This is a genomic window from Ruegeria arenilitoris (assembly GCF_013030265.1).
Taxonomy (GTDB): Bacteria; Pseudomonadota; Alphaproteobacteria; order Rhodobacterales; family Rhodobacteraceae; genus Ruegeria; species Ruegeria arenilitoris_E.
In genome coordinates this window covers 63326-89678 of sequence record NZ_WPZQ01000013.1, presented here as the reverse complement: position 1 = coordinate 89678, position 26353 = coordinate 63326, and the positions used below count along the sequence as shown (strand labels likewise).

Genomic DNA, 26353 nt, shown 5'->3' with positions numbered 1-26353 from the left:
AGGATAGGACGCATTTTACATGTTAGCGCGGTGTTAAGGGCTGGCACGTTACCTGTTGCTGCGACGATTGACGCAACAGAAGGGCGTGCCGATGACAATTTCCTCTTCGCTGAATGCTGGTGTGGCGGCTCTGAAAGCCAACGCCAACAGGTTGGCCACCATTTCCGACAACATCGCCAACTCATCGACATTTGGCTACAAGCGGGTCGAGACGGATTTCCACTCGATGGTCAACTCCGGTCAGGGCGGCGCCTATTCGGCCGGGGGAGTTCGGGCCACCAGCCAACGTCTGATAGATCAACGTGGCTCGCTGATTACCACCAACAATTCAACGGATCTGGCCGTACGCGGGCGCGGGATGCTCCCGGTTATGTCCAGCTCTCAGATCGGTTCAAGTTCCAAGGAGATGTTGCTGACGACCACAGGCTCGTTCCGCGCCAATTCCGAAGGGTATCTGGTGACTGAATCCGGGCTGGTGCTGCTTGGCTGGCCTGCGGCCCCAGACGGATCGTTCCCAAGTGTCCCGCGTGACACTCCGGCCGCGTTGGAGCCCGTTCAGTTCAGCCGCAACAAACTCTCAGGCTCTCCGACGACCAAGATGGATCTGCGCTTCAACCTGCCCGCAACAGCAACTGATGCGGGTGCACCAGGTGACAACCAACCTTTGTCAGTCGAGTATTTTGACAATCTTGGTAAGTCGGAAAGTGTAAACATTGAACTGAGCCCAACAGTCCCTGCGACCGGGTCAAGCAACGAATGGACGATGATCCTGCGCGACTCGGCATCGGGCGGAACGATCATCGGAGAATACACGCTGACCTTCACCGACAGCCGAACGGCAGGGGGAACCCTGGCAAGCGTTACCACGGTGTCCGGTGGTGCATATGATCCTGCCACCGGCAGTCTCGTCGTGAATGTGGATGGCGGGCCGATGGAGATCAATATTGGTCAGATCGGTGATTCCAACGGCATCACCCAACTGTCGGACACTTTTGCCCCAGTATCCATCACCCGTGACGGTTCTGCCGTGGGAACGATGACAAGCGTGAAGGTCGACGAAAGCGGCTATGTTTATGCGCTTTATGACACAGGCGAAAGCCGGCGTATGTTCCAGATCCCGCTTGCGGACGTGCCCAATCCCAACGGCCTGAACGCTCTGGACAGTCAGACGTATTCCCCATCTCGTGACAGCGGCAAATTCTTCCTGTGGGACGCTGGCAAAGGCCCGACCGGAGACCTTGTTTCATTTGCACGCGAGGAATCGACGACCGACGTAGCAACTGAGCTGACATCGATGATCCAGACACAGCGCGCCTATTCCTCAAGCGCCAAAGTCATACAGACCGTCGATGAAATGCTGCAGGAAACCACCAACATCAAACGCTGATCAGCTTAGCGATCAACCGAAAGGAATTGTTCCATGAGCATGTCAACGGCCCTGAACAACGCGTTAGGTGGTCTGACTGCGGCCAGCCGGGGCGCGGCAGTCGTTTCCGGAAACATCGCCAATGCACTGACACCGGGATACGCCCGCAGATCGCTGGAACTGGCAACCAGCCCGATTTCCGGAAATGGGGTAAGGGTCGTTGGCGTGACCCGACATCAGAATCCGGTTTTGATGGCCAATCTCCGAACCGCTGATGCAGAACTGGCTGCCAATTCTGCGACCTCGGATTTTCACAATCGCTTTGATAAACTCGTTGGAACCGCTGATGATGCCGCATCTCTCGCCTCCCGCCTTGCCAAATTCGAAAGCAGCCTGACCACAGCCGCCAGTCTTCCGGATTCGGTTGAGCGGCTTGATCAGGCAGCGCGCAGTGCTCGAGATCTGGCTGACAAACTGAATTCTGCCTCCGAAGGGTTGCGGCAGATGCGGTCAGATGCAGACAGAACGATCGGCAAACAGGTTCAAACACTGAACACCACCTTAGAAGACATCGAGGCGCTGAATGCACGTATCCCATCGATACGCAATTCAGGAGGTGACATAGGTGCCCTGCTGGATCAGAGGCAGGAACTCATCAGTCAGGTCAACGATCTTGTACCGGTCAACGTTGTTGAACGAGAAAACGATCGCGTCTCACTTTATGCCGATGGCGGGTTGATCCTGCTCGAAGGGCAGGCGGTAGAGTTTTCCTTTTCGACCACCGGTGAAACAAAACCCCACATGACCATCGGGAACGGTCTGTTGTCCGGCCTTGAGGCCAATGGGCAACCTGTCAGAACCAGTGGGGGTTCTGCCCAGATACGTGGTGGCGCCTTGATGGCTCAGTTTGATATCCGGGATGAGCTTGCTGTTGAAGCTCAGACAAACCTCGACATCGTCGCGCGTGACCTTATCGAGCGGTATGAAACCGCGGGCCTGGATCCGACGGCCACCGCAACAGATCCCGGTATTTTCACGGATGAAGGCAACCGGTTCGATCCAACCGCTCCAGCCGGCCTGGCCTCTCGTATCGGTTTGAACGCTGTTGTGGATCCGGATGCGGGCGGCGATAGCTGGAAACTTCGCACTGGATTGGGTGCAGCAGCACCTGGAGAACCGGGTGACGCAGCCCAAATCAAAGCCTTTCGCGCGGCTCTCACCAATGCTCGCCCGGTCTCAGGATCAGTTTTCGGGACCGGTGACATGCGCGCGGCAGAAATCACCGAGGCACTGCTGTCGAAAGCAGGGGCAAATGCGCATACCGCAGATGAGCGAAAGGTATTTGCCGCCAGTGCACAGCTAGAGATGGAGAAGCTCGTTGCCGAGCAGGGCGTGGACAGCGATGCGGAACTGCAGCGGATGATGCAGATCGAAAAAGTCTATGCCGCAAATGCCCGGATTATTTCGGTTGTTGACGAACTGATGGACACTTTGCTGAGGCTTTGATCATGACCCTGACTTCTATTGGTGACCTCGCACGCGGTCTGACCCTGCGGACGCGGAGCACCGAAATCAAATCACAGATTGAAACGCTGTCGTATGAGATGTCCACCGGCAAGGTGCAGGATGTCTCTGGTCGGCTCGACGGAGATTATTCTCACCTGCTGGATCTGGATCACAAGCTGTCGCAGCTAAACGCCTATTCAGTTGTCACGAGCGAGGCGCGTTTGTTTACGGATGCGATGCAGTTGAGTCTCGAAACCTTCAACAGTTCGATCAGCAATTTATCCTCGTCACTGCTTTCCTTTGGAACCGCAAATCAGGCCGTCACACATGATCAGGCTTCTGTTCAAGCACGCAATGAGCTGGACACGATGATTTCCGCTCTGAACACGCGGGCGGGCGGGCGTAGCCTGTATTCGGGAACGGCGACCGATGTTTCACCTCTGGCATCCGCTGAAACTTTGCTGACGGCATTGAAGGCCGAATTGACCGGTCTGACCACCCCAACAGATATCCGTAACGCAGCCAGAGATTGGTTCAATGATCCAACCGGGTTCGAGGCCGTGATCTATCAGGGATCGGACAAAACACTCGCGCCAATGGAAATTGCCGAGAATGAAAATATCTCGGTCCCAATAACCGCAAATGACCCTGCGCTTCGATCTGCGCTGCGTGATGTCGCGGTTGCCGCATTGGCAACGGACAGCGCCCTTGGCCTGACGCCTGATCAAAGGACGGTGCTATTTAAGGAACTGGGCGTCGAGCTGGCCAACACCAAAGATGAGACCATCAAGCTACGTGCGCAAGTCGGAGCATCCGAGGCGCGAATAGAACAGGCTGCAACACGCAATTCAGCCGCAAAAACCAGCATGGAATACGCGCGAAACGCTTTGATCGCGGCGGACCCCTACGAAACTGCATCCAAACTGAAAACCGTGCAGTTCCAACTGGAGAGCCTGTATTCCGTAACTGTTCGCAATGCGAACCTGTCACTGGTGAACTTCCTGAGATGAGAATCCTTGTTTTTCTTCTGGTTATGATCCCGGGCATCGCCAGCGCTGGCGCGATCCGGCTCAAGGATCTTGTGGAGTTCGATGGTGTTCGCGGCAACGATCTGGTGGGTTACGGCCTTGTCGTCGGGCTGAACGGAACCGGTGATGGCTTGCGCAATTCGCCATTTACCGAAGAGATCATGTCCAACATTCTTGAGCGTTTGGGCGTCAATGTGAACGGTGAGGATTTTCGCCCCAAAAATGTCGCCGCCGTTTTGGTGACAGCCAGCCTGCCGCCTTTTTCGCGGGTCGGCGGCCAGATTGATGTGACGGTTTCAGCGATCGGAGACTCCAAAAGTTTGCTCGGTGGCACGCTCATCATGACCCCACTCAACGCGGCGGACGGGCAAATTTATGCGGTGGCCCAGGGTACAGTTCTGGCAGGCGGAGCTGTGGCCGAGGGTGAAGCAGCCACAGTTGTGCGCGGTGTCCCGACATCCGGGGTCATTCCTTCTGGTGCACGGGTTGAACGGGAAATCGACTTTGAATTGTCCGCACTGACCCAGTTGCGGCTGGCCCTTCGGGAGCCTGATTTCACAACGGCCGGGCGCATCGAGACCGCAATCAATACCGAGTTCAATCGCGCGGTGGCCATCATGCGGGATTCCGGCACAGTTGAGTTGAACATCGCCGCCACCCAGGCCCTATCGACAGCGCATGCTATCGGGCGCATCGAGAATATCCTCGTCCAGCCTGAATCCAAAGCTCGGGTTGTGGTCGATCAGAGATCCGGCACCATTGTTATGGGGCAGGAAGTCCGTATTTCGCGCGTTGCTGTCTCTCAGGGCAACCTGACCCTGAGAGTCGAAGAAGCGCCAATCGCAGTCCAGCCTAATCCCTTTGCCAGAGGCGAAACCGTCGTGGTCCCCAGAACATTCGCCGACATAGAAGAAGATGAAGGGACTGGCCTTGCGGAAATTCCGGAGGCGACGACCCTGTCAGAAGTTGTCGCGGGCCTGAACGCTCTGGGCGTTTCACCTCGGGACATGATCGACATACTCAAAACGATCAAGGCCGCAGGAGCTCTTCATGCCGAGTTCATCGTTAGATGAACTCGGTGAAACTCCGGGTCGCAGCGCCCCACTGACATCACTCGGAATGATCTGTTTAGCCGGTTTATTTCGACTTCCAACTATCCAGCCAACGGCGGAATCTGCCCCGCTTTTCTTCGATGGCATCGCCCGCAGCATAAAAACCGTCCTCGACGCTTTCCAACATCGGGTCAATGCGGCGCTGCCGGAAACGGCGCCAGCGCACCCAAAGTGCCCAGACGATGGCAAAGAATACAGTCAGGAAAATGATGTTGAACCATGGGATTAGCCGAACGTCCGGACTGTCTACCGGGCGCACCGATACCACATTGGGGAAAATCGACATCAGCTGATTGCGCCAGCCATAATGGCGCAACACCACCCATTGCGGGTTATCCGCGGTCGACACAAGATTGGTCAATTCGGCCTGCAGGTTCGAACTGTCGAGCTTGAAATAGGGCGGCCAGCCCCAACCAGTATCCTCATTCCGATAAACGCGCGGCTTTCCGTTGGGACGGAAGGTTTCGACGAAACGCACATCGCGGTTTATCGACTGCGCAGTCTCCTGACCGGTGTCCTGTTGCGCCCAGAAAATCGAGTTCTCGCCGAAATCAACCCGCCGCACTTCGGTTTTGACGATCCGCACCACATCCTGTTGCGGCAAGGTATATTCCAGCACCGAGGCGATCAAACCCCAGAAAACTATGATGAACGCCCATTTGACATAGACCATCTATCCGGTCCTCATTTGAAATTGGTTATGTAGATAAGCAGGGCGATTGCCCCAAGCGGGACGACGTAAACGCCCAGCAAGAGTTTCCGGCGAAAGGAGTTGTCATATTTCTTCAGCCCGCGTGCGACAAATGCATCCCGGTCACCGGTCATTCCCTTCCTTTCCCAATGCGCGATCAACTTGCGACGTCGCACTAGACGGGAGTAGATCGAAAGCCCAAAGTAAATCACGGTCAGAATGATCAACAGTGGGATCAGGAAACGGATTGCAACGATCATTCAGTTCCTCCCAACAGCACCCCAGGGCCCTACCCGCGCAATTATATCCTCTGCGATGTAGTCCTCCCCACTCATATCCGGCTCATGCCCGAACAGCGCAGCGCGTGCACCAGTTTTGTCCACCTGATACTCGCGCGCAAGGAAGTCAGCAACAAAGGCTTTTTTGGTTTCGGGCCACGTGGCGTAAGTACTGTAGAACAAGGGCTTGTGGCAGATGAACAACTGGCGGGGGTCCAACGGGGCCAACTCGGCCAGCAGCATGTTTACCAGATCGCGGTGTGGGGTATTGGCGGCGCGCAAGGTATAAAAATAGGCCGGGTGATCGGATGTAATGCGCGGCCATGGCCCACCATCCGTTGCCCAGCGCAACATTTGCGCCAATCCGTGATAGGCTTCTGGCAGGCGATCCGCGTGATTGCGGGCTAACCGTCGCATATCACTGCGGTCAAGTCCGGTCAGATCCACGTCCGCGTTTGCTGCAGCATCGATCGTCAGGAAATCCATCTTCTGTTGCAGGATCGCGGCGGCATCCACGCCGCGCGCCTTGACGATGGGTTCGACAAGATCGTTGTAATTGAGGAATTTGGCTATCTGGTTTCGCTGCGACGGGTCAAATACATATTTGATCGGCATATCATCGGGCTTTTCGCCCATGCAAATCGCCGCCGGGTGATCCAGATCCGGGAACAGGTACAAGCCACCGAAATGCGCCGTCCAAAAGTTGCGCTGCTCGAATGCGGTGTGACGCAGGCGAACAGGGTTTCGTGTGACGTCACCGGTTTCCTTGGCTGTCTCGATCATTTTCGCGATCAGCACATCGTCGAACCAGGCGTCCTCTTTTGTCTTGAACCGTTCGACCATGCCCGCGAGTTGCTCGGCCTTGCGCAGGGTGCCGCCTGCAGTGTCAGCCTCGATCTCAATCTTGCGCAGGTTCAGCAGGTCGCGCGGCGTAGTGAGTTTGAAAACCGAGTTCACCAGCTCTCCGGCCACCGCATCGGTGGCGGTCAGGGCAAACAGCTGCGCCTCGTTCATCTCAATGAATTCGCGCAGGATATCGCGCGAGGTCGAGAATTTGACGTTCAGCAAAGGCGCGCGTTTCTGCTCGGTCGTCAGCAGGATAAACTGCCGGTTGATCCCGTTGGGGTTGAGGTAGAGCTCATCCTCCAACTCAATCCCCACCTCTGGCGAATAGCCCGAGATATCGACATGAAAATCCGTCAGCGCCGTGGTCTTGCCCGCCAGATGTTGCAACGCGCGGTTATAACGCTCGACCAGAGCCGGGCTGGAGATGTGGACGAGGTTGCCAAACATCAGGCCTTTTTCGATGAGGCGGATCATAGTTTTGGCCTCACGTGTTCTTCCTTGAAACGGCTATATTTGAGTGTCACATTTTGAGTGCATTTTATTAGAGTCCCTAAGTTCATATTTGTGACAAGCTGACGATCTGCCAATGAGAGACTTTGATCTAACAAAAGAATTTCTGAAGCAACTTTTGTTACGCTTTCAGCTTGCTCGTAAAAATATGTTTTTGTTTCCATCCAATCATCGATTGAAAGTAGTGAAATCCTGTCGGGCAGAAATGAGAAAAAATTGAGCAGACCTTCAGATACGTCGGCCAGTTCTTTCGCACTATCTAACTCTCTGCATAGATCATAGATGTCATTATCTTCGCTAAACTCAATTTCGAGACTGTTCCAATCTACTATGCTACGTGAAATCCTACGCAGCGCGTCGACTTTAGCTAACAAAAGCTGATGACTTCGAGCTTCATTTCTATAAAGCTTTTCGTCTTCAAAAATCTGCGACTGCACACCCATCGCCGCAGCCATATCTTGGGTAGCTTTTCGCTGCTCCTCCATTTCTTCTTTTTGCAACGCGAGTACGCGCCTTTGCTCGCCAAGCTCAACGGATTGCAGCAATACAGTCGCAATCAACCAAATGAACGCAAGTACTCCCGCTAAACCTGCAAGCGTATCTCCCACCTCATTTGGTGGGGCAGCGTAGAGGTGTCGCCATTTCGGAGGGCAATCGCCTTTCGGAAACAGGTCGCCATTGCAAGTCGGAGCCAACCCAAACCAAACGATCAATGCAACGAAACCCATCGTAGTAATGCAGGCCCACATGATGGGATTGCCAAAACGCCAGAAGTTGGGTCGCTCTACAGCGTCCATTTACCCCTTCCCCTCCAAATACCGCCGCTTGGCCTCTTCCATCCGGCCCATCTCGCGGACGGCGTTTTCGATGGCGACCTCGTCGCTCTTGTCGGCATAGCGGAACTCGCTGTCGGCGTAGCGGTTGATCTCTTGGATCACCATCTCGACCGTGATCGGCTGGCGCAGGTCCTCGATCATCGCCTTCTTGGTGTCGTAGTCGCGGAACAGGAACAGGTCGGGGTTCTCCATCCATTCGTCGGGCAGTTCGAAATCCATCGCGCGAACCTTGACCGCGTCGGTGATGTTCTTGATCGCGCGGCCGGTGAAACGCTCATCAGCCTGCTGGATCGCCTTGAGGTAGGTGCCCAGCTTGGCGATGGTGTCCATCTGGCCGATCTCGCCGGACACTCGGTCATAGACCTGCAGCAGAGCGTCCTCATGCGGGCGGGCGTGGCTTTCGAAACTGGCGGCGACGGCCTTTTTGATTTCCTGCGCAGCATAGGCTTCGTGTTCTCCCAGCGGGATGTCGTGGTTACGGCCCATCAGCAGGTGCAGGATGTCGATGTAGTCCTCGCGCGTTTGCGGCCCGTCCACCAGGAACCGCGCACCTGCGCGCTGACGCAGGGCGTCGTCCACGTTCTCGGGGTAGTTCGAGAACATGCCAAAGGTGCAGTTGCCGCGCACGACGGTGTTGGCACCCGCAAAGCTCTCCATCAGCACGGCGGTGATTTCCAGTTGCCCGGCTGACGATTGTCGGTCGCCGCGCTTGCCTGCCAGCTGGTCGATGTCATCGATAGTGCCGAAGCCGATGACCGAGGGGTCGATAATCGTGTTGATGAAGGCCTTGGCGTTCTGGCCGGACTTGCCCTGATAGCTGTCGATATTGTCGGTGCTCAGGTTCTGATAGCGAAACGGATAGCCCGCATTCTGGCAGTAGTCGTTGATCAGCCCGGCCATCATCTGGATCAGGGTGGTTTTGCCGGTACCCGGTTTGCCGTCGCCCATGAAGGTGAAGATGAACCCGCCGAGTTCCGCGAACGGGTTCAGGCGGCGGTCGAAGTCATAGGCCATCACCATCTTGGCTAGCTTCATCGCCTGATACTTGGCGATATGGTTGCCCACCACCTCGTTCGGTTTCTTGAATGTCATGGTTAGCGTGGTGGATTTGGCCTTTGAGGCCGGCTCAAAACCTCGGATCGTCAGGTCGTCGGCCTCGATATGCCAGGCGGCGTTCTGGAACGGGCCCAGGTGGCCAGCAGACTGCGCGCGCAGGGCCGCCTTTTCCATCAGCTGTTCAGCATAGGCGCTGGTGGCCGCAATGAGATGCGCATCGTCGGGCGCGTGTTTGGCCAGCGTTTGGTCCAGCTCCCATAGCGCGCCATGCAGGGCGAGTTGGCCATTGTCGGTCAGAACTTCTTCGATCTCACCGATATCGGCGGTCGTCTCACCAAGATGCGAAGACATCAGATAGGCCAGTGCGTTGCCGAACGTGTGAGAGGTGATCAGAGCCTCAGCCGTTAGCAATTCCGAGAACTCGGTCTTGCGCGCAGCAGGTAGATCACCTGCAAGATTCGCACGTTTCAGATCGGCCAGTGGGGTTTGCTCCGCATATGCCTCGGCTACGGCCAGAGCAATGGCTATAGCCCGCCGAATAGCCTGCTGCGTCGTGGCCTGCGGCGGCGAGACCAGCGCATCGCCATCGTCCGAGGCCTCGATCCTCTCAACCAGATGCACCCCATCCGCCCGCGCGGTACGGCGTGTCACCAACCCCGGCGTGGTGGATCGAAACCGTCGCCCGGTCGACACACCCGGAGAACGTTCAACGGCGACCTCAACCGCCTTGGCAATCCGCGGTGCGTGTTCGAACCCATTCAGCAAGGCGGTCGCTGCGGGATAATGCTTGCGAATGTCGTCTTCGCGCAATTCCATCTGATCTGACGTCAAACTCATTTCAAAATCGCCTTTGCTGTCTTCAATATCTCAACACCTGTCCGGTCTTGCTGACGACGAACTTGCGTACGTCGGCAAAACCCGGCGGGTTGCGTTCGGCCAGCACCTGAAACGGGCGCTGGGGCAGGATGATCGACCGCTGGGTACGGGTGGCGCCGGTTTCGGCCCCCTGCCCGCCGAACGGGTCCAACGCAAACACCTCGCGCTCAACGGTCGAGAACCACCCGGCGCGCTCTTCGATCACCTCTTCGCTTTCCAGCTCTTCGGTGGTCCAGGCCAGCGCCCAGTCCTGCCCCTCGGGCGCTTGCGCGTCTTCCAACACCTGCCGCAGGGGGCCGGATTGCTCAGTGTAGGCCGAGGAATACATCGGACCCACATGGATGCGGCGCAGGTGCTTGGGGTGCAGGTCGTCAAAATCCTGATCGAAGCCTTTGGCGATGGTCACCAGTTTCAACCCGCCCAGCGACTGCGCCATCAGATGCGCCTGCACCTCGGGCCAGCGACGTTGGTCCTTGGGCAGAGCGGTTTTACCGCTGTCCTCAAGCTGCATCAGGTAAATGACCGGCAGGTTGATCTGGCTGTCATAGACCGCCCAGTGGATCAGAAACTTGCGCCGGTCTCCCTCATTGCCGATCCAATGGCATTCAGGATCGTTGCGGGCCCAAAACAACTCACCCTTTAGCAATTCCTCGTAATAGAGCCGCTGAGACAGCGCAAATTGCAGCTTGGTGGGGATTTCCCGGTCGCTAATGATGGTGCGCACCATGTCGGTTTTCAGGTCGTCTTCCGAGGGCATGTTCGCCAGATGCACTTGCGCCTGCTGTGCGTCATTGGCCATGGTCAGCAACTCAGCCGCCACCGGAAATCCGCTGTCGCGCTTGTCCATCGCAAGGCTGCCAAAGAACCGCCCCGTATCGCGCCCGACCAGCAGGTACTTCATGCTGAGCGCGCGGAAGGTGTAGAGCAGCCCCGAGAGGTAGCGCGACACGATCCGCACCTCTTGCTTGCTGATCGCTCCCTCGGCCTCCATCGTTGCGGCCACGCGCAGGAGGTGGACCGAGATCAACTCGAATTTACGGAAATAGCGGCGCGAGGCAAAGGTGTCGGTCAGGCCAACATGGTCTTGAGTTGGGTCAGTCATAGTCCTTTCAGAATGCCCCCAATAGCTTTTCCGATTGCACGATAAGTTCCCTGGCAAAGTGATCTGGTGGCGGGTTCACAGGTTTCGCTTTGGCAATTGAACAAGTCCGAAGTGCAAGCTGCGATCAGGGCAATGAAAACAAGGCCTACAAACCCAAAGACAAGCGATACTCTTCTACCCACCATACAGGTTCTTATCATGCTTCTCGACAATCGAAGCGAACCGGCGGGCAAAGCGTTCATCCGCCTTGGCCTTTTTCTCCAGCACGTCGCGGGCAAAGACCATGTGGTCCTCATGCGCCTCGAGCATGTCGGCCATCTTCTGGTTGGTCGCGGTGCCGATGGCGGCCATTGCCGTCTGCGCCTCTTGGTCAGTCTGCACGCCGATCTCGTTGATGCGGTGGGCCACGTCCTGCTGCTGCGCGGTTTTCAGCGATTTGGTCAGGGCGTCATACAGCACGACGCGCTGTTGCGTGTCTGTCTGCAGCTTATTGATCAGAACCATCTGCGTCGCCGCCTGATTTTGCAGTGAATCGACCCAGGTCTTGCCCTTTTCGATGTATCGCTCCAGCGTCTGCGACTTGGCCAGCTTGACCTGCTCTTCCTGAACCTTGGCGTTGTATTGCTTGTTCAGCTCGGCAAGTTCGGTTTCCAGCTGGGTGCGTGCGGCGGCGTCCTGTTCCACGCTGATCTTGTTCTCCAAAGTGATGATCGTCGGATCCATACCCTGAATCTCGGCCCGCAGAGCCTCAAGTTCGGCCACGGTCGCCTCACGGTCGTCCAGCGTGACGGTCAGGTTTTCCTCAACCTTCACGCGTTGCTCCTCCAGAACCGCCAACTGTCCTTCGAGCAGCTTCACGATCACATCGGATTTGGCGATCAGGTCCTGAAGCTTGTCGTCGATATTGGCCGTGCGCATACGTTCCTGCCGCATCGACTCGGATTTGCCTTTCGAGAAAATGCCGACAAACGTCTCCCAACCCGATTTCGAACGCATCTCGTCAAAATCCTTGGAAAAGGCGCTGGTGACGTCGTCCAAACCCATGATCAGTTCGGCGATATTGGCATTCATCACATCAGTATGGGCATGCATGTCTTCCAGCGTAGCGTTTTCGATGTCGATATCGGCCTCGGCGGTGCCGATCTTGGAGCGCGCGGCCTCAATCCGGGATGTCAGCCCCTCGATCTGCGACTGGCTTTCGCGCACTTTTTGCTGCGTTTCCTGAATCAACGCGTCAAACTGTTGGTTCGACATCTGTCCTATCCCTTTTTTTATTTATGTACCCAATAAGATAGGGAATGTTACGTGGATTTACATCCCCTTGGGCATCAAATACGAACAGGACTTTGGCAAACTCCGGAGAAAAAAGATAGGCGGGTTGACACTTTGGCCTCAGATCGCGTGAATGCGCGCGGTAGGCAAAACATCGTCACGTTTACCATACGAAAACTGGATTGATCTGACCGCACGGGTGGCCATAGACAATCCAAAGGGCATCTGTTTGAGTGCTAACAATTCCATACTGCCGGAGGCTGACCCATGCTGGACGCGACAACCGATCTGAAATCGATCCTAAAAAACCCCGATCTGCTGGTGACCAAGGCCTATATTGGCGGTCAGTGGGTGGATGGCGATAACGGCACTTTTGCCGTAACCAACCCGGCACGCGGGGATGTCGTGGCCGAAGTCGCAGACTTGAGCCGCGCGCAGGTTGCCGGCGCAATCGCACAGGCCGAAGCGGCGCAAAAAGAATGGGCCAAGCTGACCGGCAAGGAACGCGCCGTGATCCTGCGCCGCTGGTACGACCTGATGATGGAGAACGCCGAAGATCTGGGGAAAATCCTGACCGCCGAGCAGGGCAAGCCGATGGCCGAAGCCGTTGGTGAGATCGGCTATGGCGCGTCCTTCATCGAATTCTTCGGCGAAGAGGCAAAGCGCGTCTACGGTGAGACAATCCCCGGCCATCAGCGCGACAAACGGATCATGGTGCTGAAACAGCCAATCGGCGTTGCGGCTTCGATCACGCCCTGGAACTTCCCCAACGCGATGATAACCCGCAAGGCGGCTCCGGCACTGGCTGCCGGGTGTGCATTTGTCGCCCGTCCGGCCAAAGAGACCCCGCTGTCGGCGCTCGTTATGGGTGTTCTTGCGGAACAGGCCGGCATCCCAGCCGGCGTGTTCAACGTTCTGCCATCCTCCAGCGCCAGCGAGATCGGCAAGGAATTCTGCGAAAACCCCGGCGTGCGTAAACTGACCTTTACCGGCTCGACCGAAGTGGGCCGCATCCTGCTGAAACAGGCCGCCGATCAGGTCATGAAATGCTCGATGGAGCTGGGCGGCAACGCGCCGTTCATCGTGTTCGACGATGCCGATCTGGATGCAGCCGTCGAAGGCGCGATGCTGTGCAAGTTCCGCAATAACGGCCAGACCTGCGTCTGCGCCAACCGGATCTATGTACAGGCGGGCGTTTACGATGAATTCGCAGCCAAGCTGAAAGCCGCTGTTGAAGCGTTGAAAATCGGCGACGGTTTGGCCGAGGGCACAACCACCGGCCCGCTGATCAACGAAGAAGCAGTTGCTAAGGTCGAGGAACACATCAAGGACGTGACCGACAAGGGCGGCGCAGTTCTGACCGGCGGTCTGCCACATGATCTGGGTGGTACTTTCTTCCAGCCCACCATCGTGACCGGTGTAACGCAGGACATGATGGTTGCGCAGGACGAGACCTTTGGCCCGCTGGCACCGCTGTTCAAGTTTGAGGACGAAGACGACGTGATCGCCATGGCCAATGACACCATTTTTGGTCTGGCTTCATATTTCTACGCCAAGGACCTCAGCCGGGTCTACAAAGTAGCCGAGGCGCTGGAGTACGGCATCGTAGGCGTGAACACAGGCATCATCTCAACCGAGCTTGGCCCGTTTGGCGGCGTCAAACAGTCCGGCCTGGGTCGCGAAGGCAGCCATCACGGCATGGAAGACTATCTTGAGATGAAATACGTCTGCCTGTCGGTCTGATCCAACAAGGCCCTGGCGCAAACGTGCCGGGGCCATTCGGTTTGTCACAAAACTGCAGACAAACCGTCACATCCCTGAAATGACCCGCGTTCATCCCCCTCTCATCCAAGTGAGAGAGGATACCAACCGATGTCATTGCGCTTTGTCTGCCTGACATCTGCCCTTGCCCTGACCGCCGGTCAGGCTGCGGCAGAAATGAATTTCAACCGAATTGCGTCTTTCCCCGTTGTCAAGAACATGGCCGAGGGAGCTGATACCGAACGTGAGACCTCGCCCGAGATCATCGCAGCGACGGCGGACGGCATGACGCTGGTCTACACCGACAGCCCGCTGGGTGTGATCGGCATGGTCGACATCTCCGACCCCGCAAACCCGTCGCCTCTGGGCGCGATGGATGTGGGCGGCGAACCAACATCGGTCGGGATTGTTGGTGCGACGGCTTTTGTGGGCGTGAACACTTCGGAAAGTTACACCGCCCCGTCGGGCAAATTGATCTCGGTCGATATCGCAGGCAAGGCCGAAACCGGAGCTTGTGATCTGGGCGGTCAGCCCGATAGCGTCGCCATCGCCCCGGATGGCAGCTTTATTGCCGCGGCAATCGAGAACGAGCGAGACGAAGACCTGAACGACGGTGTTATCCCGCAAATGCCTGCCGGATCGTTGGCGCTGGTGCCGCTGAAAGATGGCGCGCTGGATTGCGCGGGCATGACAATGGCGTCGCTGACCGGTCTGGCCGAAGTTGCACCTACTGACCCAGAACCGGAATTCGTGGACATCAACGCTCTGGGCGAAACCGTCGTCACTCTGCAGGAAAACAACCACATCGCGGTGGTCGACAAGGACGGCAACGTGGTCAGCCATTTCTCGGCGGGTAGCGTGGATCTGGAAGGTATCGACGCCACAGATGAACGCGGCGCGCTGATCTTCACCGAAAGCCAAAAGGGCCGCCTGCGTGAGCCGGATGCGGTGAAATGGATCGACGACAACCACTTCGCCACCGCCAACGAAGGCGACTACAAAGGCGGCTCGCGCGGCTGGACGATCTTCCACAAGGACGGCACCGTTGTTTACGAAAACGGCACCGATTTCGAGAAAGCAATAATCCAGATCGGCCACTACCCCGACAAACGCTCGGACGCTAAGGGCGTAGAGCCTGAAAGCGTGACCGCTGCCACCTTTGGGGGTACGCCGATGATCTTTGTGGGCGCCGAACGCGCTTCGGTCGTGGGTGTGTATGACGCCACCGATCCTGCCAACCCGGTTCTGAAACAGCTGCTGCCTTCAGGCGTTGGGCCGGAAGGTTATGTTGCCATCCCCGAGCGCAATCTGCTGGTCTCGGCAAACGAAAAGGACCTGATCGAAGATGGCGGCCCGCGTGCGCATGTCTCGATTTTTGAGTATCAGGACGCCGCCGCCAGCTATCCGCATCTGACCTCAGAAGGCGCGGATGAGCTGATCGGTTGGGGTGCTCTGTCAGGTCTGGTCGCTGATGAGGACGGCATGATCTATGCGGTCAACGACAGCTTTTATGGCTTCCAGCCGTCGATCTTCAAGATCGACCCCAGCCAGCAACCGGCCCGCATCGTGGACGTGATCCGCATTCACCGTCAGGATGGAAACCCGGCGCAGAAGCTGGATCTGGAAGGCATCACACTGGACGGCAAGGGTGGCTTCTACGTTGCCTCCGAAGGCCGGACCGGCCGTGTTATCCCGCACGCGATCTACCACGTCTCAGCCGAAGGCAAGATCAAGGATCGCAAGGGTGAAATCGGCCTGCCGCCGGAACTGATGGCGGTCGAGAAGCGTTTCGGTTTCGAGGGCATCACCAAGGTCGGCGACACCCTGTGGATGGCCGTTCAACGCGAATGGAAGGACGACCCGGAAAACCACGTGAAACTGGTCGCGTACAATTTGGGCACCAAGGAATGGGGTGCTGTGCACTACCCCAAGGCAGATCCCGAAAAAGGCTGGGTCGGCCTGTCGGAAATCGTGGCCTTCGGTGACCATGTCTATGTCATCGAGCGCGACAATCAGCACGACCACCGCGCCGTGACCAAAAAGATCTACCGCATCCCTCTGTCTGAAATGACCCCAGCCCCGCTGGGTAGTGAGTTGCCAGTGGTCACCAAGGAAGAGGTCCGCGACCTGCTGCCCGACCTGACCTCGACCGGCGGCTACGTTCTGGACAAGATCGAAGGCCTGGCGATCCTGCCTTCGGGCGAGGCATTCGTTATGACCGATAATGACGGCGTCGATGACGCGTCGGGCGAGACGATGTTCTGGTCCATCGGGTCTGTGACCGCCGGAAACTGATCCACAACACATCTGAAGGGCGTCGAGTGTTCCCGCTTGACGCCTTTTTTACATGCCCATAAACAGGCGCCTTTCGCAAAATTCATCGGGAGGATTCGGGCATGGCACATCATGACCCCGTATTGGGCATTGATTTTGGAACCTCCAACTCGGCAGCGGGTTATCTGGTCGATGGAAAACCGCAACTTGTTGAAATGGAAGCCGGGCAATTCACTCTGCCGACGACGTTCTTCTTTGATTTTGAAACCCGGAAAACGCTGATTGGAGAGCCAGCAAACGCGGCACTGCTTGACGGGGCCGAAGGACGTTTCATGCGTGCGCTCAAACGCGTTTTGGGCACCAGTCTGATGCATGAAAAGCGCCAGATACTGAATGAGCGGGTGACATTCGTCGATATCATTTCGCGCTTTCTGAAGCAGATCAAAACCCGCGCTGAAACCCAGGCCGGCCGCCCAATCGACGCCGTGCTATCGGGACGCCCGGTTGTTTTTCATGGCACCGGCGATCCCCGCGAAGATCAGGCCGAAGCAGATTTGCGGGCGTGTTATCTTGCGGCAGGATTCAAGCATATCGACTTCATGCCCGAACCCGTTGCTGCAGCCATTTCCAGCGGCGCATTAGATCACCCGGACCAGATCGGACTAATCGCAGATATCGGAGGTGGTACATCCGACTTCTCCCTGTTTCGCTCGCGCCCCGAGGGCATTGAAATTCTTGCCAATCACGGTGTTCGCATCGGTGGCACGGATTTCGACCGGTCAATCAGCGTTGATCTGGTCATGCCCCTACTGGGCAAAGGAACGCTTCTGCGCAAGGTGATCGGCCCGGGTACAACACCTGCCCCTGCCGCGATTTTTGGTGATCTTGCCACCTGGGAGAAGATTCCATTTCTCTACACGCCGCAGAACCAGCGCATGGCGGATGAGATGGCTCGGCTGGCCGAAGAACCCGGGAAGCTGGCGCGCCTGTCCACCGTCCTCAGGGACGAATTGGGTCACGAGCTTGCCTTTGCTGTCGAACACGGAAAGATCGCGGCCAACAACCACGACTCCAGCCCGTTGATTGAACTGGACCAGGTTGAGCGAAATCTGACCGTACCCGTAGCACCTGAAGCACTGGACCAAATACTCGAAACACATTCAAAGAAGCTGACCGAAGGTGTTTCAGAAACCCTGCGGCTTGCTGGCGTGAACGCTGCACAGGTCGATCGTATCGTCTATGTCGGCGGATCCAGCCTGATGTCGACTGTCGCAGGAACGCTCAAGGCCGTTTTTCCCGAGGCACAGCATACATTTTCTGAAGTGTTCACTGCTGTGACGGATGGATTGTCCATCGCGGCCAACCGCTAGCAGCCGAAACGAATTTCGCCCCGCGCCTGGAGGAGCACGGGGCGTTGCGGTAACCTTGGGAGGAAGCGATTACCGCAGCTTCTGCGTTTGCCGAATTAGTTGACGGCTTTGGCGTCGACGACGTCCTTTTCAATCGCCTTTTCCGAAGAAATCTCGATCCGGCGCGGCTTTAGTGCTTCGGGCACTTCACGCTTCAGATCGATGTGCAGCATGCCATTCTCATGGCTGGCGCCGGTGACGCGCACATGATCGGCCAGTGCGAAACGACGCTCGAACGCGCGGGTGGCGATGCCACGGTGCAGATAGCTGCGCTCTTTGTCTTCGGCGGCTTTCTTACCTGAAACGACGAGGGAGTTTTCCTTCACTTCGACCGACAGATCGGATTCCGAAAAACCGGCGACTGCCACCGAGATACGGTAGGTGTCAGCATCGGTTTTTTCGATGTTATACGGGGGATAGCTGGGCTGAGCCACGTCATTGGTCAGAACACGGTCCATCATGTCGGCGATCTGGTCAAAACCGATAGTGGCGCGGTGCAGCGGTGCAAAATCAAAACTACGCATGTTTCGTATCCTCATTCTTGAGCGATTAACGATGTCTTGCCCTCCATTCGGACGGGCGGTGATGAATACCGGACCCCGTTTGTGGCGATCCGGTACAATTCACATGGGTAGCAATCTGATTGAGTTCAAGACCCGCCGGAACTGATGAATTTTGCCCCGGAACTGGACTTGCCCGATCCCACCTGCAGCCGGCGGATCGAGGCTTTGGGTTTTGGCGCATCACGACGCATATCCGCCTTGAGGCCGGAAACGATGTCGGCCAACTCCATACCAAAACCAACCTTGCGACGCCCATCCGAATAGACCGCCGAAACAACCGACAGAATCTGCCAGCGAGGTCCGCTCTTGGCCAGAATAGCCGACCCCGAGGATCCAAAGGTGATGTCGCAATCGAAAGTGATCAGTCCCTGTCGCCTTTCCAGAATTCGACAGGACCGTTGGCGGGTGATCGCCTCGGACCGTCCACGCCCATATGAGGCAATGCTGATTTCGTTTCCGGCAACCCGGCCATTGTGCAACGCAAACGGGTCGGCGATTGAATATGGAATCGGTTGTTCCAACCGCATCAACGCCACATCTGCCCGAATACTCTCGGGCGACAGCGGCGCGTTAGCTGCATAATCCGGATGAGCTGCTATTTGCACGACCTTGCGCTCTGCCAGCGCCTCTCCGTCACTGAGACCGGCCCGGAAAGTCACCTCACCGGGGACATAGGGCTTACCGGTTTTCTTATCCAACGCGCAATGCGCGGCGGTCAGCACCAGATCCTGTGCAATCAATGTGCCAGTACAAAAGGATTGCTTGCCGATATCAAGGCGGCCAATCGCTTCCCAGCCATACAGATCATCCCGGTCGGTCAGCCTGCGTTTGTTACCGGTTTGGGCTAGGGACGCAGTGGCCAGCAATGAAATACAAAGAAAAAAGCTAAAAACAAAACGGATCATGGTTTGATAAATCTCGCCCCTATATTCTTGCGTGGCTCGCCTGAGCTTGAAGACGCTCCAAAACCTCGTCCTGCGGACAATTCTGACTTGAGTAACTGCAGCGAATCCTCCAGTGCGGTACCAAGGGACACGCGCTGCCCTTCCATCCGCGCCATCGCTGCAACGACTGACACTATGCGCGGACGCTCACCAGACAGCGAAAAAACCGGAGCGCCGGAGGAGCCAAAGTTCACGTTGCAGGACATCACCAGAACACCCGCCTGCCGTGTCACAACCGAACATACCTCTTGCAGAGACGGCGCTTCGGCCCGGTCTTCAGCATAAGAGACGACGCCAACCTCTTCACCCCGACGGGGCCAGTCCCCCGTTTCAAACGGAATAACCGTCGTATTGCGGATCGGTTGCCAGAGCTCGATCAATGCAATGTCGTTGCGAACGCGCATGGTCGAGGTTTCCTGATCGTAGTGATACTCCGGGTGAATAACGGCCTGACGCGCGGCCCTGTAAGCCGAGGCACGACCGAAGCGCCAACCTGCCCGAAATTCGATCTGTTCCGGATCGATCCGTTGGCGGGTAGATTTGTCGAACAAACAATGTGCTGCAGTCAGAACCAGCGTTGGCGAAATCAATGCTCCGGTACAAAATCCGACTCCATCGATCTCAAGCCGTCCGACAGCCATCCACGCCCGCCCGGAATCGGTGGTTTCAAGGCTTTTCAGCCCCGTATCCTGCGCCATCGCCGCCATGGGCAGCATACTCAACGCAAAGGCCCTGATCCAGTTACGCACGCGGTTCTCCGGCCGATCATTGCAAGCCATTTTTCATATGCGCTGCGTTGGGCGAAAATAGGGCGAAGGAAACATGGGCTGTTTTGGCAAACAACTGATGCGCGACTGCATCAGCTATGTCAGCGCAGGATTGGCACCTCTGATGCGCTGTCATTTCCTTGCCGTAAGGCACTTGGCATGGGCCCGCCGGATGCCCAGTCCAGCAATTCAACAGTGTGCAGGATCGGCACATCGGTGCCCGAGCCGATCTGCATCATGCACCCGATGTTGCCTGCCGCTATGACATCCGGACTTTTGGCCACCAGCGTCTTTACCTTTCGCTGTTTGAGCTTCGATGAAATCTCTGGCTGCATCAGATTGTAGGTGCCTGCACTGCCACAGCAGAGATGGCTATCCGCAGGCTCTACTACCTTGAAACCCGCACGTTTCAGGAGATCTTTGGGGTGGGATTTGATCTTTTGACCATGTTGCAGCGAACAGGCCGCGTGATATGCGACGGTCATGTTCTTGTCGCTACTTTGTGGCATTTCCAGCTGCATCAACAACTCGCTGACATCCATCGCAATAGCGGAAACCCGTGCGGCGTCATTGGCGAGGGGATCGTTCCGGAACATGTGGCCGTAATCCTTGACCGTGGTTCCGCAGCCCGAGGTATTAATAACAATCGCATCCAATCCGGAACTATCCATTTCCCGCGCCCAGGCCTTGATATTGGCCGCGGCTGCCGCATGACTGTCGTCGGTTTTACCCATGTGGTGTGTCAGCGCCCCACAACACCCGGCTCCTTCGGCGACCACTACTTCGCACCCCAGTCGGGTCAGCAATCGGATCGTTGAATCATTGATGTCAGTGTTTAGCGCCTTTTGTGCACATCCGGTCATCAGAGCAACGCGTTTGATGCGCTGTCCATCAGCTGCAAAACTCTGCGGATCGTCGTTTCGACTTACCGGAGGGATGGTCTTTGGCGCCATATCCAGCATTGCCCGCAAGCGCGCATCCGGCATCAGAAACCGGAAGGGGCGCCCCAGTTTGGCTCCGATCAGCGCCCATCGAAACCGCATCGGATAAGGTAGGATCTGCGCCAGAACCCAACGCAGTACGCGATCCGTAAACGGGCGTTTATAGTTCGCCTCAATGTACTCGCGCGCGTGATCGACCAGGTGCATATAGTGCACGCCGGATGGGCATGTCGTCATACAAGACAGGCAAGACAGGCAACGATCGATATGCTTGACTGTCTTTTCATCCGGCACACGCTCGTTTTCCAGCATATCCTTGATCAGATAGATGCGGCCACGTGGGCTGTCTAATTCATCTCCCAGCACCTGATAGGTGGGACAGGTGGCTGTGCAAAACCCACAATGCACACAACTGCGCAATATCTCGTTGGACCGCTGGATGGCGGGATCTTGCAATTGCTCTTTGGTAAAGGTCGTCTGCATTGCCCTATCCCATCAGCCCCGGATTAAAGAGACCACGCGGATCAAAGCGTTGCCGCAATCCTTTTGACAAAGCCGCAACTCCGGCAGTCTCTGGTTGAAAGCGCCCAAGCCTTTCAATGGTTTCATCATCGGCCCGTACAATCGTTGCATGCCCGTCGAACGCCCCCAGTCGGCTACGCAGATCAGTGCCTTTCGGCACCAGAACCCAAATCAGCCCGCCACCCCAATCAAACAGTGTTTTCTCAGCCTCAATCCGGGCAGCAATTTCAGGGGCGTCACCGGGCTTGACTGAAATTCGCCAGACGTCTCCATCAGCACCCTGAAAAGACTCAACATTCCGAAATGCACGCCAGAGATCATCGGACGCATCAACTGGTGCCACTTCACCAACATCGGATAGCTCCGCCTGCAATTGCCCGACCCTATAGGCGACCGAGTCCGAGAATCCCTCGGCCCGCAAGTAGGCGAACCCGGCTTTCGGATCATAGACTGCGCCGTTCACTTCGTACGGGGATTTCAGGGCGGTTGATAAAGCGCGCACAGCGGTCATGGCATCGGTGACCCGGATCGCAATAGTCGCCATCGCCTCAGGTTTCGGCAAAACCTTCAGTGAAACTTCGGACAATACACCTAGCGTACCCCAAGACCCCGCCATGAGCTTGACCAGATCATAGCCGGTGACGTTTTTCATCACCCGGCCACCATTCTTGATCACCTGTCCCGTTCCGTCGACATACCGAACGCCCAGCAGGAAGTCCCGGCAGGCCCCGGCCTGTATCCTGCGTGGGCCAGAGATATTCGCTGCAACGACACCACCAATAGTCGGCTCACCTGTTACACCCAGCAGCCCGCGATGATCCATCGGTTCAAAGGCTAGCTGCTGACCTTCAGCCGCAAGCGCGCCTTCAATCTCGACCACCGGAGTGCCTGCCTTTGCAACAAGCGTTAGCGCGCCGGGTTCGTAGAGAGTGATGCCGCTCAGGCCTGTGGTGTTGATTGCTGTTTCGGGACCGCCAATACCACGCGTTCCACCCCCGACAATCCGCACCGGTTCGTTCTGCCCGGCCACCAGCTCGGCCAATTCGGCCTCAGTATCAGGTCTCATATCTGTTCATCTTTTCCAAAACGCTCTGGGAGAGGGAGAGACTATTCCGCAGCGATCCGCGTAACGCGGCGCGTCTCAGATGCATCCAGCGGAAACACCTTGGCCGGGTTCAACAACCACTTCGGATCAAACACGTCCTTGACTGCCATTTGAGCCTCAAGGTCCTGCTGAGTGTACTGGTGGGACATCAGATCCCGCTTTTCGATGCCGACGCCATGCTCACCCGTGAGGCATCCGCCCTCATCAACGCAAAGCTTGAGGATTTCGGCGCCAAAGGCTTCGCATTTTTCCAGATCGCCAGGCTTGTTGGCATCAAACAGGATCAGTGGATGCATATTGCCGTCACCTGCGTGGAACACGTTACCCACTGCAAGGCCATACTCTTTGCTCAACTCACCGATACGGCGCAGGACTGCTGGCAACGAGGACACCGGGATCGTGCCGTCGAGGCACATGTAATCATTGATCTGCCCCATCGCGCCAAAGGCGGACTTCCGGCCTAACCAGATGCGTGCACTTTCCTCGGCCGATTGGCTTTCCCGCAGCTCGACAGGATTGTGCCGCCTAGCGATCTCGACGATTTTTGCCAGCTGGCTGTCAATCTCAGCCTCTGACCCTTCGACCTCTACAATCAGCAATGCCTCGCAATCCGGATAGCCGGCATGCGCAAAATTCTCGCAGGACTGGATACACAAACGGTCCATAAACTCGATTGCCACAGGCAGGATACCCGATTTGATGATGTCGGAGACACATTGCCCTGCCACCTCATTGTCATCGAAACCCATCAGGACAGGTCTGGCCCCTTCGGGTTTACGCAGAATGCGCAGCGTTGCTTCGGTAACCACGCCCAACTGTCCTTCAGACCCGCAAATCACCCCCAGCAGATCCAACCCACCCGCTTCCAGATGTGCGCCGCCGATTTCGACTACACTGCCATCCATCATGACCATGGTGACACCCATCAGGTTGTTGGTCGTCACACCATACTTCAGGCAATGCGCTCCACCTGAGTTCATGGCGATGTTCCCCGCAATCGCGCAGGCAAGCTGCGATGACGGATCAGGCGCATAAAAGAAATCTTCTTCTTCGACCGCCCCGGTCACGCTGAGGTTGGTGCGCCCTGTTTGAACCCGGATGAAGCGATTGTCATAGTCCACTTCCAGCACGTCATTCATGCGAGCGACGCCCAAAATCACGCAATCTGCCGTTGGCAAAGCACCGCCGGCCAAAGAAGTACCCGCACCTCGCGGTACGACTGGCACCCCCTCTTCGTGGCAAATGCGCAGCACATCCGAGACTTCCTGCGTGGTCGAAGGCAAAACCGCGATCATTGGCGCGCATTTGTAAGCTGTCAGCGCATCACATTCATAAGCCCGCGTCTCGGCCTCGTCATGGATCACCGCACCAACTGGTAAAACCTGTTGCAGACGCGCGATCACCCCGCTTTTACGCGAGATCACGTCAGGATTTGGCTGCGGCATTTCCATGGCTGATCCTCCATTTGGTAAAATAATATTACCAATTTCTTCATCTGGCAAGTTCTCACATCAGGACGTACTGTCGCGCTCATGACCTGGATCGACCGCGCCCTGTTGTTTTCACCACTCGATTATCTGGCCATCCTGCTGCTTTTGCTGGCATGGCAGGGAATTGGCTGGCGTATCGAGAACCCGTCCGCGCAAAAACCCTCGGTTTCCATGATGATGGACGACTTCCGCAGGGGCTGGATGCAAGAGATGGTCACCCGGCAACCGCGGATGTTTGATGCCCAGGTTGTTGCGGCAATGCGTCAGGGTAGCACGTTCTTTGCTTCAACCACTATGATTGCGATTGGTGGTGGCCTCGCCCTGCTGGGCAATACCGAGCGCCTCGCCGGGGTTGCACAAGATCTTGCAATTGGCAGTGCCCCGGCAATGGTCTGGGAAATAAAGATCCTGATTGTGGTGCTGTTTCTGTCCAACGCATTTCTCAAATACGTATGGGCGCACCGGCTGTTCGGCTATTGCGCAGTAATTATGGCTGCTGTTCCAAATGATCCCGAAGATCCGCAGGCCTATCCCCGTGCAGCACAGGCAGCCGAAATCTGTGTGACAGCTGCCCGCAGCTTTAACCGCGCCCTGCGCGTCACTTATTTTGCCCTTGCCGCCATCGCTTGGATTTTGGGGCCCCTGGCTTTGATACTCACGACACTCATCACACTTGGTGTGCTTTATCGGCGCGAATTTGCCTCTCATTCCCGCGGTATTCTGATGAGCATGCCTCCGAACACAGACACGTGATCGCCATTTCGCACCTGAATCCGTAGGTTGCAGACTATGCGATATCTGATTCTCAGCGCCTTGCTTGCGACTCCCGCCTTTGCCGATCCTTCCGTGATCGAAAACGTCTCAGCCAGCCGTAGTGGAGACACCTGGCGTTTCGATGTCACGATCCGCCATCCCGATACGGGCTGGGATCACTATGCCGACGGCTGGCGGGTTCTGGACATGGATGGGAACGAACTGGGCATGCGTGTCCTGCATCATCCGCATGAGAATGAGCAGCCCTTTACACGTTCGTTGGGTGGGGTCACCATTCCGGACGGCATAACTCAGGTACAGATTCAGGCTCGTTGCAGTGTCGACGGATGGGATACCGAAACAACGCTGGTGCAGCTGAACTGATCTTCAAAACACGCCCAGACTGAGACCAGCGGCCAAGGCTGCTCCGATCTCTGCGCATTTCTCAAGCTCGTCGTCCCGGATTTTCTTTTCCGCCAGAATCGCCTCGGGCGTTTGCGCATGTGTGCAAATGATCAGCGGTGGCTGTACTTCTTTCAACCGCCAGCCTGTCGCAATCCGCGCAATCTGACTGGCCGCATTCTCGCCGTCAGAACCTGCGCAGACCATTTGCGCGTAGGGTTTGCCTTCGATCTTGCCCAACACTGGATAGTAGCTGCGGTCAAAGAATTCCTTCATCAAACCGGAAATGGCAGCAAGATTTTCGGGTGCACAAAAGATGTACCCATCCGCCAACAGCAAATCTTCTGGTCCGGCCTGATCCGCAGGCTTTAGAACAGTATCCGCTTCTTCTTGCGCAGCTTTGGCCGCTGCTTCGGCCATTTGCCGACTGCCGCCCGTACGTGAGTGATAAACAATCAAAAGCTGCGGCATGTCAGACCCGGTGGTAGGGACCGCCGGAAAGGATGGTTGCGGCCCGGTAAAGTTGCTCGGCCAGCATCACACGGACCAACATGTGGGGCCAGACCATGGACCCAAATGAGATGGAAAAATCAGCCTCGGCCCGTAGACTAGGGTCTATTCCGTCCGCGCCACCGATGATCAGCGCCAAATCCTGACGCCCGGCATCACGCCAGCCACCCAGTTTCTTGGCAAAATCCGGCGAGGACATCACCCGCCCCCGTTCATCCAACGTACAAATCACTGCACCCTTGGGCAGCGCCTTGCGCAGCAACGCGGCCTCGGCACCCATACCTGCATTTTTCTTGTCTTCAACCTCGATCACCCGCGCAGGACCAAGGCCCAGCGCACGGCCGGTCCGGTCAAATCGGGTCAGATAATCATCAAGCAGGGTCTTCTCCGGTCCGGCACGCAATCGCCCGACCGCACAAATGCTGATACGCAT

24 protein-coding genes are annotated in these 26353 nt (G+C 56.8%); 9 read left to right on the top strand and 15 right to left on the bottom strand.

All coding sequences use genetic code 11. The features are described 5' to 3' along the window. Positions 1 to 91 precede the first annotated feature (91 nt). Genes GOX61_RS20175 through GOX61_RS20160 form a run of 4 tightly spaced genes read left to right on the top strand, consistent with a single transcriptional unit; the run spans position 92 to position 4973 of the window. A complete protein-coding gene (locus GOX61_RS20175; protein ID WP_170336636.1) occupies positions 92 to 1387 on the top strand; it encodes a flagellar hook protein FlgE in 1296 nt (431 codons plus the stop codon). Between the two features lie 33 nt (positions 1388 to 1420). Next, positions 1421 to 2872 (top strand): flagellar hook-associated protein FlgK, encoded by a 1452-nt coding sequence (gene flgK, locus GOX61_RS20170; RefSeq protein WP_170336634.1) that lies wholly within the window; start codon positions 1421 to 1423, stop codon positions 2870 to 2872. 2 nt (positions 2873 to 2874) lie between these two features. Next, positions 2875 to 3882, top strand: coding sequence for a flagellin (locus GOX61_RS20165; RefSeq protein ID WP_170336633.1), 1008 nt, complete (start codon positions 2875 to 2877; stop codon positions 3880 to 3882). Beyond that, positions 3879 to 4973 carry a flagellar basal body P-ring protein FlgI gene (locus tag GOX61_RS20160; protein WP_170336630.1) on the top strand — a complete coding sequence of 365 codons (1095 nt, stop codon included), beginning with the start codon at positions 3879 to 3881 and terminating at the stop codon, positions 4971 to 4973. The genes GOX61_RS20165 and GOX61_RS20160 overlap by 4 nt, the downstream gene beginning before the upstream one ends. Positions 4974 to 5037: 64 nt before the next feature. Here the strand turns inward: GOX61_RS20160 and GOX61_RS20155 are convergent, their stop codons facing one another. The 7 genes from GOX61_RS20155 to GOX61_RS20125 all read right to left on the bottom strand — a co-directional run bounded on the left by GOX61_RS20155 (position 5038) and on the right by GOX61_RS20125 (position 12461). Next, entirely contained in the window at positions 5038 to 5685 is a 648-nt protein-coding gene (locus tag GOX61_RS20155) for a DUF1523 family protein (RefSeq protein WP_170336628.1), read from the bottom strand. A gap of 11 nt (positions 5686 to 5696) precedes the next feature. After that, positions 5697 to 5963 carry a hypothetical protein gene (locus GOX61_RS20150; RefSeq protein WP_170336626.1) on the bottom strand — a complete coding sequence of 89 codons (267 nt, stop codon included), beginning with the start codon at positions 5961 to 5963 and terminating at the stop codon, positions 5697 to 5699. Beyond that, complete coding sequence (locus tag GOX61_RS20145) at positions 5964 to 7301, bottom strand: DUF6638 family protein (RefSeq protein ID WP_170336625.1); 1338 nt, start codon at positions 7299 to 7301, stop codon at positions 5964 to 5966. It abuts the gene before it with no gap. Continuing rightward, positions 7298 to 8134 carry a hypothetical protein gene (locus tag GOX61_RS20140; protein ID WP_170336623.1) on the bottom strand — a complete coding sequence of 279 codons (837 nt, stop codon included), beginning with the start codon at positions 8132 to 8134 and terminating at the stop codon, positions 7298 to 7300. The genes GOX61_RS20145 and GOX61_RS20140 overlap by 4 nt, the downstream gene beginning before the upstream one ends. Next, on the bottom strand, positions 8135 to 10066 hold the full coding sequence (locus tag GOX61_RS20135) for an AAA family ATPase (protein ID WP_170336621.1): 1932 nt from the start codon (positions 10064 to 10066) through the stop codon (positions 8135 to 8137). 22 nt (positions 10067 to 10088) lie between these two features. Further along, the gene (locus GOX61_RS20130) at positions 10089 to 11207 is read right to left on the bottom strand and encodes a hypothetical protein (protein ID WP_170336619.1); all 1119 of its coding nucleotides are present in this window, start codon (positions 11205 to 11207) and stop codon (positions 10089 to 10091) included. A gap of 174 nt (positions 11208 to 11381) precedes the next feature. After that, positions 11382 to 12461 carry a hypothetical protein gene (locus GOX61_RS20125; RefSeq protein ID WP_170336618.1) on the bottom strand — a complete coding sequence of 360 codons (1080 nt, stop codon included), beginning with the start codon at positions 12459 to 12461 and terminating at the stop codon, positions 11382 to 11384. A gap of 285 nt (positions 12462 to 12746) precedes the next feature. Between GOX61_RS20125 and GOX61_RS20120 the strand changes: the two genes are divergently transcribed. From GOX61_RS20120 to GOX61_RS20110, 3 genes are all read left to right on the top strand, one after another. Next, entirely contained in the window at positions 12747 to 14222 is a 1476-nt protein-coding gene (locus tag GOX61_RS20120) for an NAD-dependent succinate-semialdehyde dehydrogenase (RefSeq protein ID WP_170336616.1), read from the top strand. Between the two features lie 129 nt (positions 14223 to 14351). Beyond that, a complete protein-coding gene (locus tag GOX61_RS20115; RefSeq protein WP_170336615.1) occupies positions 14352 to 16535 on the top strand; it encodes an esterase-like activity of phytase family protein in 2184 nt (727 codons plus the stop codon). A gap of 101 nt (positions 16536 to 16636) precedes the next feature. Continuing rightward, positions 16637 to 17884, top strand: a complete 1248-nt coding sequence (locus GOX61_RS20110) for an Hsp70 family protein (RefSeq protein WP_170336614.1) — start codon at positions 16637 to 16639, stop codon at positions 17882 to 17884. Between the two features lie 95 nt (positions 17885 to 17979). Here the strand turns inward: GOX61_RS20110 and GOX61_RS20105 are convergent, their stop codons facing one another. From GOX61_RS20105 to GOX61_RS20080, 6 genes are all read right to left on the bottom strand, one after another. After that, positions 17980 to 18447 carry an Hsp20 family protein gene (locus GOX61_RS20105; RefSeq protein ID WP_170336612.1) on the bottom strand — a complete coding sequence of 156 codons (468 nt, stop codon included), beginning with the start codon at positions 18445 to 18447 and terminating at the stop codon, positions 17980 to 17982. 125 nt (positions 18448 to 18572) lie between these two features. Continuing rightward, on the bottom strand, positions 18573 to 19391 hold the full coding sequence (locus GOX61_RS20100; RefSeq protein ID WP_170336611.1) for a trypsin-like serine peptidase: 819 nt from the start codon (positions 19389 to 19391) through the stop codon (positions 18573 to 18575). After that, a complete protein-coding gene (locus GOX61_RS20095) occupies positions 19388 to 20179 on the bottom strand; it encodes a trypsin-like serine peptidase (RefSeq protein ID WP_367646989.1) in 792 nt (263 codons plus the stop codon). Before GOX61_RS20095 ends, GOX61_RS20100 begins: the two co-directional genes overlap by 4 nt. A 119-nt stretch (positions 20180 to 20298) precedes the next feature. Next, the gene (glcF, locus tag GOX61_RS20090; protein WP_170336608.1) at positions 20299 to 21621 is read right to left on the bottom strand and encodes a glycolate oxidase subunit GlcF; all 1323 of its coding nucleotides are present in this window, start codon (positions 21619 to 21621) and stop codon (positions 20299 to 20301) included. 4 nt (positions 21622 to 21625) lie between these two features. Continuing rightward, entirely contained in the window at positions 21626 to 22726 is a 1101-nt protein-coding gene (locus GOX61_RS20085; RefSeq protein WP_170336606.1) for an FAD-binding protein, read from the bottom strand. 41 nt (positions 22727 to 22767) lie between these two features. After that, on the bottom strand, positions 22768 to 24216 hold the full coding sequence (locus GOX61_RS20080; protein WP_170336604.1) for an FAD-linked oxidase C-terminal domain-containing protein: 1449 nt from the start codon (positions 24214 to 24216) through the stop codon (positions 22768 to 22770). Positions 24217 to 24297: 81 nt separating this feature from the next. Here GOX61_RS20080 and GOX61_RS20075 point away from each other — a divergent pair, with 81 nt between their 5' ends. Together GOX61_RS20075 and GOX61_RS20070 are read left to right on the top strand one after the other, a co-directional pair. Continuing rightward, on the top strand, positions 24298 to 25008 hold the full coding sequence (locus GOX61_RS20075; RefSeq protein ID WP_170336602.1) for a DUF599 domain-containing protein: 711 nt from the start codon (positions 24298 to 24300) through the stop codon (positions 25006 to 25008). A 36-nt stretch (positions 25009 to 25044) separates the two neighbouring features. Continuing rightward, positions 25045 to 25392: a hypothetical protein gene (locus tag GOX61_RS20070; RefSeq protein WP_170336600.1), complete on the top strand. Its 348-nt coding sequence runs from the start codon at positions 25045 to 25047 to the stop codon at positions 25390 to 25392. 3 nt (positions 25393 to 25395) lie between these two features. Here GOX61_RS20070 and GOX61_RS20065 read toward each other — a convergent pair whose 3' ends face one another. Further along, complete coding sequence (locus GOX61_RS20065) at positions 25396 to 25881, bottom strand: flavodoxin family protein (protein WP_170336598.1); 486 nt, start codon at positions 25879 to 25881, stop codon at positions 25396 to 25398. 1 nt (position 25882) lies between these two features. Continuing rightward, a complete protein-coding gene (gene rlmH / locus GOX61_RS20060) occupies positions 25883 to 26353 on the bottom strand; it encodes a 23S rRNA (pseudouridine(1915)-N(3))-methyltransferase RlmH (protein ID WP_170336596.1) in 471 nt (156 codons plus the stop codon).